Source organism: Paraburkholderia sp. BL21I4N1, assembly GCF_002973525.1.
Taxonomy (GTDB): Bacteria; Pseudomonadota; Gammaproteobacteria; order Burkholderiales; family Burkholderiaceae; genus Paraburkholderia.
This window is the reverse complement of sequence record NZ_PVEN01000010.1, coordinates 93,586-107,073: the sequence shown is the minus strand read 5'-3', so window position 1 is coordinate 107,073 and position 13,488 is coordinate 93,586. Positions and strand designations below refer to the sequence as shown.

The following is a 13,488-nucleotide window of genomic DNA, read 5'->3' as shown; positions in this document are numbered from 1 at the left end:
AACATCCGGCTACCCATTTATTGACGCCGCATTGCGTTAACATCTTTGTCCCGCGCCTCGGGTAGCATCGCGCAGAACAAGCACGACACGCCCGCTGTCGAAACCGCCTGTCACGCCCGCGTGCCGGTCCGCCTGTAGTCGAAGCGGCTCGACCGCGCGAGCGGCTCACTCAAAGCCAGCCACCAGACCGAACCGATGGACGAACAACAAAAGCATTCGGAAACCACTCGCCCTGCCACTCCGGCCTCCCAACCGTCCACAAGCGGCGGCCCCGCGCATTTGCCTGGCTCCGCGCCCGGCGCGGTCAAGCGGCATCGCGGCCGGAACATCACGCTGATCGTCGCGGCACTGGTGATCCTCGGCGTCGTGCTGTGGCGCTGGCATCCGTGGGGCGGCCCCGGCGGCGGTGCAAGCGGAGCCGCCGGCGCCACTGGCGCGAGCGGCGGCGGTCGCGGCGGCCGCGGTGCTGCCATGGCTAATCTGGCGCAGCCGGTTCACGTGGCCACCGCGACGCAAGGCGAAATGCCGGTGGTGCTGACCGCGCTCGGCACGGTCACGCCGCTGGCCAACGTCACGGTGCTGCCGCAGTTGAGCGGCGTCCTGCAGGACGTGTTTTTCAAGGAAGGCCAGATGGTCAAGAAGGGCGACGTGCTCGCCCAGATCGACCCGCGCCCGTATCAGATCTCGCTTGAAAACGCGCAAGGCACCCTCGCCCGCGACCAGGCGCTGCTGCAAACCGCCCGCCTCGACCTGAAGCGCTATCAGACGCTGCTGGCGCAAGATTCGATCGCGAGTCAGCAGGTCGATACACAGGCCTCGCTGGTGCGGCAATACGAAGGCACGGTCAAGTCCGACCAGGCGAATATCGACACGTACAAGCTCGACCTGATCTACGCGCGCATCACCGCGCCGGTGTCGGGGCGCGTCGGGTTGCGCCAGGTCGATCCGGGCAACTACGTGACGCCGAGCCTGACCAACGGCCTTGTCGTGATTACGCAGTTGCAGCCGATCAGCGTGATCTTCACCACCTCCGAAGACAACCTGCCGCAGATCATCAAGCAGACCCAGACGGGCGCGAAGCTGTCGGTCACGGCGTACGACCGCAGCAACACCACGTCGCTGGAAGGCGGCTCGCTCGAAACGCTGGATAACCAGATCGATACCACCACCGGCACCGTCAAGCTGCGCGCGAACTTCCAGAACCCGAACAACCTGCTGTTCCCGAATCAGTTCGTCAACACGCGCCTGCTGGTCGATACGATCAAAGACGCGGTGATCGTGCCGACCACCGCCGTGCTGAATGGCTCGATGGGCCAGTTCGTCTATGTCGTGAAGCCGGACAACACGGTCACCGTGCGCCCGGTCAAGGTCGGTCCGGTGGACGGCGAGCGCACCAGCATCAAGTCCGGCGTGCAGGTCGGCGAGCGCGTGGTGATCGACGGTTCGGACCGTCTCAAGGAAGGCGCGAAGATCACGATCCCGGCCGACAAGCCGCACGGCGCGTCGGGCGCACACGGTGCTCATGGTGCTCATGGTGCAAGTGGCGCCAGCGGCGCAGCCGCGGCCTCGGGCGCATCCGGCACCCGTGGACATCATCGCAAACACGCGACGCAAGACTCGCAATAAAGGCACGGCACTTACCGCATGAATCCATCCCGCGCCTTTATTCTGCGTCCCGTCGGCACCGCGCTGCTGATGGCGGCGATCATGCTGGTCGGTCTCGTCGCGCTGCGCTTCCTGCCGCTCTCCGCGTTGCCCGAGGTCGACTATCCGACCATCCAGGTGCAAACTTTCTATCCGGGCGCGAGCCCGGACGTGATGACATCGTCCGTGACCGCGCCGCTGGAGCGGCAGTTCGGGCAGATGCCGTCGTTGAATCAGATGTCGTCGCAAAGCTCGGCCGGTTCGTCGATCATCACGCTGCAATTCAGCCTCGATTTGCCGCTCGATATCGCCGAGCAGGAAGTCCAGGCCGCGATCAACGCGGCGGGTAATCTGCTGCCGTCGGACCTGCCCGCGCCGCCGATCTACGCCAAGGTCAATCCGGCCGACGCGCCGATCATCACGCTGGCGATCACGTCGAAGACGATGCCGCTGACCGACGTGCAGGATCTGGCCGACACGCGTCTCGCGCAGAAAATTTCGCAGGTCGCGGGCGTGGGTCTGGTGAGCCTGTCGGGCGGCCAGCGCCCGGCCGTGCGCATTCAGGCGAACCCGCGCGCGCTCGCCGCGTACGGTCTGAATCTGGACGATCTGCGCACCACCATTTCGAACCTCAACGTCAACACGCCGAAGGGTAACTTCGACGGCCCGACGCGCAATTACACGATCAACGCGAACGACCAGCTCACCGACGCCGAGGCGTACAAGAGCGCCGTGATCGCCTACAAGAACGGCCGCGCGGTAATGCTGACGGACGTCGCGACCATCGTGCAGGGCGCGGAGAACACCAAGCTCGGCGCGTGGGTCGACGGCACGCCCGCGATCATTCTGAACGTGCAGCGCCAGCCGGGCGCGAACGTGATCCAGGTGGTGGACAGCATCAAGGCACTCCTGCCGCAGTTGCAGCAGTCGCTGCCCGCCGCGCTCGACGTGCGGATCGTCACCGACCGCACCACCACGATCCGCGCCTCCGTGCGCGACGTGCAGTTCGAGCTGGCCATGTCGGTCGTGCTGGTGGTGCTGGTCATGTACCTGTTCCTCGCCAACGTCTACGCGACCATCATTCCGAGTCTGTCGGTGCCGCTGTCGCTGATCGGCACGCTCGCCGTGATGTACCTGTGCGGCTTCTCGCTGGACAATCTGTCGCTGATGGCGCTGACCATCGCGACCGGCTTCGTGGTCGACGACGCGATCGTGATGATCGAGAACATCGCGCGTTACGTCGAAGAAGGCGAGGATCCGCTCGAAGCCGCGCTGAAGGGCTCGAAACAGATCGGCTTCACGATCATTTCGCTGACGGTGTCGCTGATCGCCGTGCTGATTCCGCTGCTGTTCATGGGCGACGTGGTGGGCCGTCTGTTCCACGAATTCGCGATCACACTGGCGGTGACGATCGTGATTTCGGCGGTGGTCTCGCTCACGCTGGTGCCGATGATGTGCGCGAAACTGCTGCGCCACACGCCGCCGCACGAGAGCCACCGCTTCGAAGCGAAGGCGCACCGCGCGATCGACTGGGTGATCGCCCGTTACGCCGTTGCGCTGACGTGGGTGCTGGAGCGCCAGCGCTCCACCATGGTCGTCGCGTTACTCACGCTGGTGCTGACCGGCGTGCTGTATGTCTTCATTCCGAAGGGCTTCTTCCCGGTGCAGGACACCGGCGTGATCCAGGCGATCACGCAGGCGCCGCAGTCGGTGTCGTATGCGTCGATGGCGGAGCGTCAGCAGGAACTCGCCGCGCAGATACTGAAGAACCCGGACGTGGAAAGCCTGACCTCGTTTATCGGCGTGGACGGCAGCAATATCACGCTGAACAGCGGCCGCATGCTGATCAACCTGAAACCGCGCGACGACCGCAGCAACACCGCGAGCGACGTGATCCGGCAATTGCAGAAAGATGTCCAGCACATTCCGGGGGCGTCGCTGTACATGCAGCCGGTGCAGGATCTGACGATCGACTCGACCGTCAGCCCGACGCAGTATCAGTTCATGCTGACCGATCCGAACATCAGCGAATTCACCACGTGGGTGCCGAAGCTGGTCGACCGGTTGAAGCAGTCGCCTGAACTCGCCGATGTCGCGACCGATCTGCAGGACAACGGCCAGTCGGTGTACATCGAGATCGACCGCGCCACGGCGTCGCGTTACGGCATCACGCCGGCCACCGTGGACAGCGCGCTGTACGACGCATTCGGTCAGCGCATCATCTCGACCATCTTCACGCAGTCGAACCAGTATCGCGTGATCCTGGAAGCACAGCCGTCGATGCAGCACTACACCGACTCGCTGAACTCGATCTACCTGCCCTCTTCCACGTCGTCCGGTGGACAGGTCCCGCTGTCGTCGATCGCACGCTTCATCGAGAAGCCCGCGCCGCTGCTGGTCACGCACCTGAGCCAGTTCCCGGCCACGACCGTCTCGTTCAACCTCGCGCAGGGCTCGTCGCTCGGCGCCGCGGTCAAGGCGATCGACCAGGCGCAGAAGGACATCGGCTTGCCGGCGTCGTTCCAGACGCGTTATCAGGGTGCGGCGCTGGCGTTCCAGGCGTCGCTGTCGAACGAACTGTTCCTGATTCTCGCGGCCATCGTCACGATGTATATCGTGCTCGGCGTGCTGTACGAGAGCTTCATCCACCCGATCACGATTCTGTCGACGCTGCCCTCCGCCGGCGTCGGCGCGTTGCTTGCGCTGCTGATTACCGGGCACGATCTCGACATCATCGGCATTATCGGCATCGTGCTGCTGATCGGTATCGTGAAGAAGAACGCAATCATGATGATCGACTTCGCGCTCTACGCCGAGCGCGAGGAAGGCAAGCCGCCGCGCGAGGCGATCTACCAGGCGTGTCTGCTGCGCTTCCGGCCGATTCTGATGACCACGCTCGCCGCGCTGCTCGGCGCGCTGCCGCTGATGCTCGGCACGGGCGCGGGTTCGGAACTGCGTCGGCCGCTGGGTATTGCGATCGCGGGCGGTTTGATCGTCAGCCAATTGCTGACGCTGTTCACCACGCCGGTCATCTATCTCGCGTTCGACTCGCTCGGCCGTCGCGCGCGTGAACGGTTTAACCGCGGCGGGTCGTCCAATAATTCGACCCCGCCCGCCACCGATGCAGGGAACTGAGCGATGAACCTGTCGCGTCCGTTTATCTCCCGCCCGGTCGCCACCACGCTGCTGGCGGTCGGCATTGCGCTGGCCGGCGTGTTCGCATTCACCAAGCTGCCGGTCGCGCCGTTGCCGCAGGTCGATTTCCCGACCATCTCGGTGCAGGCCAGCTTGCCGGGCGCGAGCCCGGACACGGTGGCCACGAGTGTGGCCAGTCCGCTCGAGCGGCATCTCGGCTCGATTGCCGACGTCACCGAAATGACGTCGATGAGTTCGGTCGGCTCGACGCGTATCACGCTGCAATTCGGTTTGAATCGCGACATCGACGGCGCCGCGCGCGACGTGCAGGCGGCCATCAATGCCGCGCGCGCCGATTTGCCGGCGAGCTTGCGCAGCAACCCGACGTATCACAAGGTCAATCCGGCCGATGCGCCGATTCTGATTCTGGCGCTCACGTCGAAAACGCTGACCGCCGGACAGTTGTACGACTCCGCGGCCACGGTGCTGCAGCAGTCGCTGTCGCAGGTGGATGGCGTCGGTGAAGTTGACGTAAGCGGCTCGGCGAATCCGGCCGTGCGGGTCGAACTCGAGCCGAATATGCTGTCCCACTACGGCATTGGTCTCGAAGACGTGCGCGCCGCGCTGGCCGCGGCGAATGCGAATAGCCCGAAGGGTTCGATCGAGTTCGGCGCGAACCGCGTGCAGATCTACACCAACGATCAGGCGAGCAAGGCGTCGCAGTACAAGGATCTGATCATCGCGTATCGCAACGGCTCGGCGGTGAAGCTGTCCGATGTCGCGGAAGTGGTCGATTCGGTCGAGGATCTGCGCAACCTCGGCCTCTTCAACGGCAAGCGTTCGGTGCTGGTGATTCTGTACCGCCAGCCGGGCGCGAACATTATCGACACCATCGATCGCGTGACGGCGATGCTGCCGCAACTGCACGCGTCGCTGCCGGCCGACGTCGATATCGCGCCGGCAGGCGATCGCTCGACCACCATCCGCGCGTCGCTGAAAGACACCGAGCACACCCTGTTGATTGCGGTGGCGCTGGTGACGATGGTCGTGTTCCTGTTCCTGCGCAACTGGCGCGCGACGCTGATTCCGAGTATCGCCGTGCCGATTTCGATTATCGGCACGTTCGGCGCGATGTATTTGCTGGGTTTCTCGATCGACAACCTGTCGCTCATGGCGCTAACCATCGCGACCGGCTTCGTGGTCGACGATGCGATCGTTGTGCTGGAGAACATCTCGCGGCATATCGAGAACGGCGTGCCGCGCATGAAGGCCGCGTTTCTCGGCGCTCGCGAGGTGGGCTTTACGGTGCTATCCATCAGTATCTCGCTGGTCGCCGTGTTCCTGCCGATTCTGCTGATGGGCGGCATCGTCGGGCGGCTGTTCCGCGAGTTCGCGCTGACGCTGTCGCTGGCGATCGGCGTGTCGCTGATCGTCTCCCTCACCCTCACGCCGATGATGTGTTCGCGCCTGCTGCGCGAGCCGCACGAGCAGAAGGAAGAAGGCCGTTTCGCGCAGTGGCTGGAACGCGGCTTCGCGAAGATGCAGCGCGGCTACGAGCGCACGCTGGGCTGGGCGCTGCTGCATCCGCGTTTGATCGTGACAATTCTGATCGCGACGATCGGGCTGAACGTTTGGCTCTACATCATCGTGCCTAAGGGCTTCTTTCCGCAGCAGGACACGGGGCGCATGATCGGCGGCATTCAGGCCGACCAGAGCACGTCGTTCCAGGCGATGAAAGGCAAGTTCGCGCAGATGATGGAGATCGTCGGCAAGAATCCGGCGGTGGATAGCGTGGCCGGCTTTACCGGTGGACGGCAGACCAACTCCGGCTTCATGTTCGTGACGCTGAAGCCGAAGAGCGAGCGCAAGTTGTCGGCGGATGAGGTGATCCAGCAACTGCGCGCCCCGCTCGGCGATGTAGCCGGTGCGCGGACGTTCTTGCAGGCGGTGCAGGATATTCGCGTCGGTGGACGGCAGTCAAACGCGCAGTATCAATTCACGTTGCTCGCCGACTCCACGCCGGATCTGTACAAGTGGGGGCCGTTGCTGACCGAAGCGCTGCAGGCGCGCCCTGAACTCGCCGATGTGAATTCGGACCAGCAGCAAGGCGGCCTTGAAGCGATGGTGACGATCGATCGCGCGACGGCTTCGCGATTGGGGATCAAGCCGGCGCAGATCGACAACACCTTGTATGACGCGTTTGGGCAGCGTCAGGTGTCGACGATTTATAACCCGCTGAATCAGTATCACGTCGTGATGGAGGTCGCGCCGAAGTATTGGCAGAGCCCGGATATGCTGAAGCAGATTTACGTCAGTACGTCGGGGGGCAGTGCTAGCGGGGCGCAGACGACTAATGCGCCGGCTGGGACGGTGACGGCTACGGTCGCCGCGGTAAGCTCTACTAGCGCTACGACGGGCGGTACGGCGGGAACGACGGCTTCCAGTGTGGCGAGTATTGCGGCTGACTCGGCGCGGAATCAGGCGATTAATTCGATTGCGGCGAGTGGCAAGTCGAGTGCTTCTTCCGGGGCGGCCGTGTCCACTTCGAAGGAGACGATGGTGCCGTTGTCGGCGATTGCCAGCTTTGGGCCTGGGAATACGCCGCTGTCCGTCAATCACCAGAGCCAGTTCGTGGCTTCGACGATTTCGTTTAATTTGCCGCCGGGGGTGTCGTTGTCGACGGCGACTCAGGCGATTTACGACACGATGGCCCAGATCGGGATGCCCGGCACTATTCATGGCAGCTTCCAGGGCACCGCGCAGGCGTTTCAACAGTCGATGTCGGATCAACCGATTTTGATTCTTGCTGCGCTGGCGGCGGTTTATATCGTGCTGGGGATGCTTTATGAAAGCTATATTCATCCGCTCACGATTCTGTCGACTTTGCCTTCGGCGGGGGTTGGGGCTCTGCTGGCTTTGTTGCTGTTCAGGACTGAGTTCAGCATCATTGCGCTTATTGGTGTGATTCTTCTCATTGGTATCGTTAAGAAGAATGCCATCATGATGGTGGACTTTGCTATTGAGGCTTCTCGGCAAGGGCTCTCTTCCCGCGATGCGATTCATCAAGCGTGTTTGTTGCGGTTTCGGCCGATTATGATGACGACTTGCGCTGCTTTGCTTGGGGCTTTGCCGTTGGCTTTTGGGCGAGGTGAGGGGGCTGAACTGAGGGCTCCCCTCGGCATCGCTATCGTCGGTGGTCTGATCGTCAGTCAGATGCTCACGCTTTACACCACGCCGGTTGTTTATCTTTATATGGATCGGATTCGAGTGAGGTGGGAGTCCAGGAAGGCTCGGCGGCAGCGGCCTGCGGCGGTTTGATTTTTTTGCCTGCGCGGCGCTTTTGGTTGGGTGCGTGTGGTGTTGGCCTCTCCTTGTATTCTTAGTGGTCTATTAGCGTTGCCCCTGTGCGGGGCGGCACCTACTTTTCTTTGCTTGCCGCAAAGCAAAGTAGGCAAAAGAAAGCGGCTCACACCGCTAGCTCATAAGCGGGGTCCCCGCACAGCCACGGTAGTGGTGCATCTGGAATCTGGGCTCTCGCACACTCCGCGTTCGTGGCACAGCAGTCATTCTTCCGGCGGCGCTGCACGCGCCGTCGCGGTCGTTCATGCACGGCCCCTACTAAGTGGGTTCCTTGCGCAGCGGCGGTAGTGGTGCATCTGGAATCTGTGCCCTTGCACACTCCGCGTTCGTGGCACAGCAGTCATTCTTCCGGCGGCGCTGCGCGCGCCGTCGCGGTTTGTTCGTGTGCTGCTAGCGCTGGCTCGCATGAGTGGATCTCGGATTCACAAGCATGCTTCGCCTTGGAATCGATCGAAGACTTGTCCCTCCTCGTTTTTTTGTGCTCTCGCATAGGCTGCGAAACGCTCCTCGTTGTTTAACATCATCGCGAGCAGCCTCTTCTGTTTGACCATGCTGAAATTTCCAAAAACTTCAATGCCACATTGGATCGCACGAACCACGCCTTTAGTCGCCTCCCTCGCGCCGGCTACCACTCCTCCATCGACCAGTAACAAGCCATACGCCGCCGCGAACTGAACCATCGCCGCATGCTGTCGCCGATCCGGATACGAGCTGTCGATGTATTCGTCAATGTCATCCCGAATGCCGTTTTTGTTCGAATCCGGTCCGATCAATCGAGCCGCATTTTCATCGGCCGCTGCACTCACACTACTCGCCCCGATCAATACAACCCCAATGCAACACGAAACTAATACCTTCCTTATTTTCATGACGCACCTCGGTCAATTTTGATCCCCGTTTTATTGTAGGAAAATTAGATGCATGCGCGATCCGTACGGCATCATCGATACGTATTTCCTCGCCAACTTTGTCGCGGACTGAATCGCGGATCTGTTTAGCATTACGCGACCTCTTGAAGCTCTGACAAATAGTTTGGGAAATTTCGGAAATGAGGCCACTGCGCTCCATTTAGCCTGCACAAGCAATCACTCTCGAGGCCATCCGCTCTAGACTCGTCTTGTCGTGCACGCCACGACAAACGGGTTTCACAGCCTGTTAAGCACAGAACACCGCACGCTTGCGTCAGCAGGTGCTCGGCTGCCTTTGGGTGTCTATCTCCAATGGGCGGGCCTTGGCAGGGGAGCCTGACGGCTCGCCGGTTTTTGGTTCTGTGCGCCGGTCTGTGAACCCTGTCAATGTGCCCGCTCACCCTCTTGGCAAGTTAGTGTCGGGCGATCTGAGTCAGCAACTGGAGATCGCACATGAGTAAATCCCCGAAGAGTGTTCGAGCTGCTTTGCGTCCGTCTGTTGATGCAATTCAGTACGAGAAACTTGCGCTATCTGCGTTCCGTCTTATCGAGCGGCAAATAGATCAATTGGACAAGCTATTAACGCTGGCGACTTCGATTTATCAGAATCCGGCGATCACGCTTGATGAGAGATCACGCCAGCGAACGTTGTTGGGGCTCTGGATTGAAACTGGCGAGGATTACCGTCAGGAGGTCGAGGTGGACCGTGAGTTGTACGGCATTATCGCGTTGGATGCGAAGGATGTTCCTCAGATGCATCTCACGGCCCGCCACGCGACGGAGCTTCTGACGCAGGCCGCGCAAGAGGAATCGGATATCACTGCCAGCGGCGGTGCAAGCCGGGCGATTCCGAGCAAGCGAGGCCGGTCGAAGACTGCATTGCGACGTGCGGCGGTGACGCACTGACACGAATGCATCGCTAGTGCGAGTAAGACAGGGACCTGCTTAGAAGGAGCAGCGTGTGAACAACCGCGACGGCGCGCGAAGCGCCGCCGGAAGAATGACTGCTGTGTCACGAACGCGGAGTGCGCGAGAGCACAGATTCCAGACGCACCACTACCGCCGCTGCGCAAGGAACCCACTTAGCAGGGGCCGTGCATGAACGACCGCCACGGCGCGCGCAGCGCCGCCGGAAGAATGACTGCTGTGCCACGAACGCCGAATGTGCGAGAACCCAGATTCCAGATGCACCACTACCGTGGCTGTGCGGGGGCCCCGCTTATGAGCTAGCGGTGTGAGCCGCTTTCTTTTGCCTACTTTGCTTTGCGGCAAGCAAAGAAAAGTAGGTGCCGCCCCGCACAGGGGCAACGCTAATAGACCACCATGATCACAAGAAGAGGCCAAAATCCGAAGATCCCAACCAAAACACCCCACAGGCAAAAATCAAAGCTTCTGCTCCACAGCAAGCAACAAAATCCGAGTCCACTGTTTGGCTTGCCGCTCACCGTTCGCGGGCAAAAGCCAGACTTGATGCTTAGGGTCTTTAACCGTAAGAGCGACCTGAGACTGCCCCCCTTGAGCCTGCACCTCGGCCCCGAGCAAATCAGCAAAAATATAAGCCCCGAACTGATCGCCGAGCCGAACCTCACAGAGCCGTTTCCCGGCAGCAAGCCGAACAGAGCCCCAATCACCTTGCAGCAAATGAGTCCAATCGCCGTCGCGAATATTAGCGGCTACTTCCTTACGCCTGCGCCACCAATAAGCAACAGCAGCAATCAGAATCAAAGCCACCAACACGGCAACGCCGACAGCCACCCCCAGCCCAAAAGCCGCCTGCAAGGCATAAAACGCCCGCACCGCCCCATAAACCAGCGCGCCAAGCGCAATCAGAGCAACAAGAATCGGCATCACACGCTCACAAGGCGAAAAAAAACTGAGCCTAGCACGAGCAACGCCTCATCCCGACAGCAAAAGCCCATTGCGCAAAACGGCGAAACCCCGCCGCAAGGGGCTCCGCCACCCTTATTGCTGCGGATGCGCCGCCGCCCACTCCTTCACAGCCTTGAGCGTATTCTCGACATGCTTCTCGGGCGAGAGACTCGTGTACTCGTAAATGATCTTGCCATCCGGCGCGATCACATAAGAAACGCGATTCGCCATCGAGGCATGCATCGGCAACCCCGCGTCATACGCGCCGATCACCTTCGAATCGGCATCCGCCGCGACCGGAAACTTACTCCGGCATTCGCTCACGGAAAATTTCGTCAACGTATCGATGTTGTCATGCGACACACCAATCACGGTCGCGCCGTACTTCTTGTACTCATCGACCGCCTCAGCGAACTCATGCGCCTCGATCGTGCAACCCTTGGTAAAAGCCGCCGGATAGAAATACAGCACGACCGGGCCTTTCTTCAACTCGTCGGCGAGCGAATAGGTATAGGTCTTGCCACCCAACGAAGCTTCAGCGGTGAAGGCCGGCGCGGTATCGCCCGGCTTGAGCGTCGCCGAGGCCGTCAGCGAGTAGATCGCGAAGCCGGCCGATATGACAGCGGCGAGCGCCATCGGTATGAATCTCTTCTTCATTTGCGGTTTCTCCGAGCGTTGATGCACGCGATGGGTCCAATGAGTCCATGACCGCGTTGCCGGACAGCACAACAGACCGGCAACACGGCTACGGGCGCAGCACGCTATTGGACCACGTACCTGCAAGGTACGCACGATCGCATCGAAGGGATGCAAAAGAAAGCGAATATCAGCTCGCCGGCTCTAGCCACGACCCGCGCGGTAAGGCGATGCGGCTATGCGGCGATGCAGTAGGTAACACGAATCCGGCAGCGCGTGAATGCGGGGGTGCGGCAGAAGCCGCCCCATCCACTGGCAGCACCATGCATGCCCCTTGCGCGCCCCCTTCAAGCCGCTTCTTCGATATGCGCCCCAAACCAGGCCGCCGCCGACAGATTCAACTCCGCCAGCACGTCGGCGGTCAACCTCGCAAACCCCGCCGGCGCATCGACCGCCGCAGCAATCTGCGCCCCCTCGGCACCCTCGCCCGCCGCCTCAGCCAGCCGCAGCAACGTCCCCAGCGGCCCACTGCGCGACACGATCGCATCACGAATCTGCGGCGCGAGCCCCAGCTTCTCCAGCACCGCAGCGGGCGTGCTTCCCACCACCACATGCACCAGCGAAAAAATCCCGGTCATGAAAGCCGCATCGGCAAAATCGTCATCCGACGGCCGCAGCCGCCCCGCCGCCAGCTCCATAAACCGCGACCGCGTCCCCGCCAGTTGCACCAGCGGATCGGCGCGCCATGGCAGATCGCCACTATCGGCATAAAGCAGCAGTTGCGCCCAGCGCGCGATCTGCCGCGTCCCGGTTGCGATAATCGCCTCGCGCAACGACGAGATATTCCGCCCCAACCCAAACGCGCTCGAATTGACCAGCCGCATCAACTGCACGACTACGCTGGGATTGAGCTTCAGCTCGGCTTCGAGTTCGACGATCCCGGCGTCGCGCGACAGTAGCGCCAGCAAGCGCAGCAAACCCGGCCGTGGCGACCGGTTGCGCGGCGCGGCCAGCACCTGCGGCCGCGCGAAGAAATACCCCTGAAACAGATCGAAGCCCAGATCGCGCGCCAGCTCGAAGTCTTCCCGCGTTTCGACCTTCTCGGCGATCAGCGTCTTACCCTGCGCCCGCAGCATCGACGCCAGCTTTGGCAGCGCAGCCCGCTCGGTCTGTAAAAAGTCGATCTTGACGATATCCGCATACGGCAGCGCGGCCAGCACGTCGTCCGTCAGTTCGACCACGTCATCGAGCGCCACCTGAAACCCGGCCCGGCGCAACTCGCCCAGCCGGCGCGCGAGTAGCGCGTCGAACTTCACGGTTTCGAGGATTTCGAGCACGAAGCGCTCGGGCGGCATCAGATGAACGATATCGTTGAACAGCAGCGCCCGGTCGATATTGACGAAGCCTCGATGCAGCCCCAGCGCGGCCTGCACGCCGATGCCGCCGATCGCGCGGGCGACCACCTGGGCGGTCGCCTGGGCGTCGTCGGTGACTTCGGCGTAGTTATGCGCGCCGGCGCGGAACAAAAGCTCGTAGGCACTCAGCGCGCCGTGGCGATCGAGGATTGGCTGGCGGCCGAGGTAGACAAACTGCGCGGCGGACGCCTGTTCGGCGTGGTCGGCGGTTGAGTCAGGCACCTCGAGTCGGGGGATGGCCCAGACAGATTGGCGTTCAGACATGGATCACAGGAGCAAGTATTCAAAAAACGACGCGGCAACAACCTCACAGTCGTACCGCACAACGGGTATGAATCATTAACGGACAACCGGCCATGCCACTTTAGTGGAATCGATGCCTTACGCCACCGCCACTCCCTTACCGTGTGTTTTTTTTAGATGCGGCTAAAGATTTCCCGCCGACGGTCGTTATCTCGTTCTGATGGGGCGGCCTGATATCTCTCGGCCGTCCGATTCCGGCGGTGAGCAAAGCGCCCCGC

General features: G+C 61.7%; 8 protein-coding genes. 4 read left to right on the top strand and 4 right to left on the bottom strand.

Going from position 1 to position 13,488, the window contains the following annotated elements:
* The first annotated feature begins 195 nt into the window (after window positions 1–195).
* Genes B0G83_RS23865 through B0G83_RS23855 form a run of 3 tightly spaced genes read left to right on the top strand, consistent with a single transcriptional unit; the run spans window position 196 to window position 8,097 of the window.
* The gene (locus B0G83_RS23865) at window positions 196–1,626 is read left to right on the top strand and encodes an MdtA/MuxA family multidrug efflux RND transporter periplasmic adaptor subunit (protein ID WP_105509872.1); all 1,431 of its coding nucleotides are present in this window, start codon (window positions 196–198) and stop codon (window positions 1,624–1,626) included.
* A gap of 18 nt (window positions 1,627–1,644) precedes the next feature.
* Entirely contained in the window at window positions 1,645–4,779 is a 3,135-nt protein-coding gene (locus B0G83_RS23860) for an MdtB/MuxB family multidrug efflux RND transporter permease subunit (protein ID WP_105509871.1), read from the top strand.
* A gap of 3 nt (window positions 4,780–4,782) precedes the next feature.
* Entirely contained in the window at window positions 4,783–8,097 is a 3,315-nt protein-coding gene (locus B0G83_RS23855; protein ID WP_105509870.1) for an efflux RND transporter permease subunit, read from the top strand.
* Between the two features lie 464 nt (window positions 8,098–8,561).
* Here B0G83_RS23855 and B0G83_RS23850 read toward each other — a convergent pair whose 3' ends face one another.
* A complete protein-coding gene (locus tag B0G83_RS23850) occupies window positions 8,562–8,945 on the bottom strand; it encodes a hypothetical protein (protein ID WP_146120286.1) in 384 nt (127 codons plus the stop codon).
* 555 nt (window positions 8,946–9,500) lie between these two features.
* On the opposite strand from B0G83_RS23850, the gene B0G83_RS23845 reads away from it, so the two are divergent.
* Window positions 9,501–9,953 carry a hypothetical protein gene (locus B0G83_RS23845; protein ID WP_105509868.1) on the top strand — a complete coding sequence of 151 codons (453 nt, stop codon included), beginning with the start codon at window positions 9,501–9,503 and terminating at the stop codon, window positions 9,951–9,953.
* A 477-nt stretch (window positions 9,954–10,430) separates the two neighbouring features.
* Here B0G83_RS23845 and B0G83_RS23840 read toward each other — a convergent pair whose 3' ends face one another.
* The 3 genes from B0G83_RS23840 to B0G83_RS23830 form a co-directional block, all read right to left on the bottom strand.
* The gene (locus tag B0G83_RS23840; RefSeq protein WP_105509867.1) at window positions 10,431–10,895 is read right to left on the bottom strand and encodes a hypothetical protein; all 465 of its coding nucleotides are present in this window, start codon (window positions 10,893–10,895) and stop codon (window positions 10,431–10,433) included.
* A gap of 114 nt (window positions 10,896–11,009) precedes the next feature.
* Complete coding sequence (locus B0G83_RS23835) at window positions 11,010–11,573, bottom strand: peroxiredoxin (RefSeq protein ID WP_105509866.1); 564 nt, start codon at window positions 11,571–11,573, stop codon at window positions 11,010–11,012.
* Between the two features lie 326 nt (window positions 11,574–11,899).
* Window positions 11,900–13,231: an EAL and HDOD domain-containing protein gene (locus tag B0G83_RS23830; protein WP_105509865.1), complete on the bottom strand. Its 1,332-nt coding sequence runs from the start codon at window positions 13,229–13,231 to the stop codon at window positions 11,900–11,902.
* Window positions 13,232–13,488 lie beyond the last annotated feature (257 nt).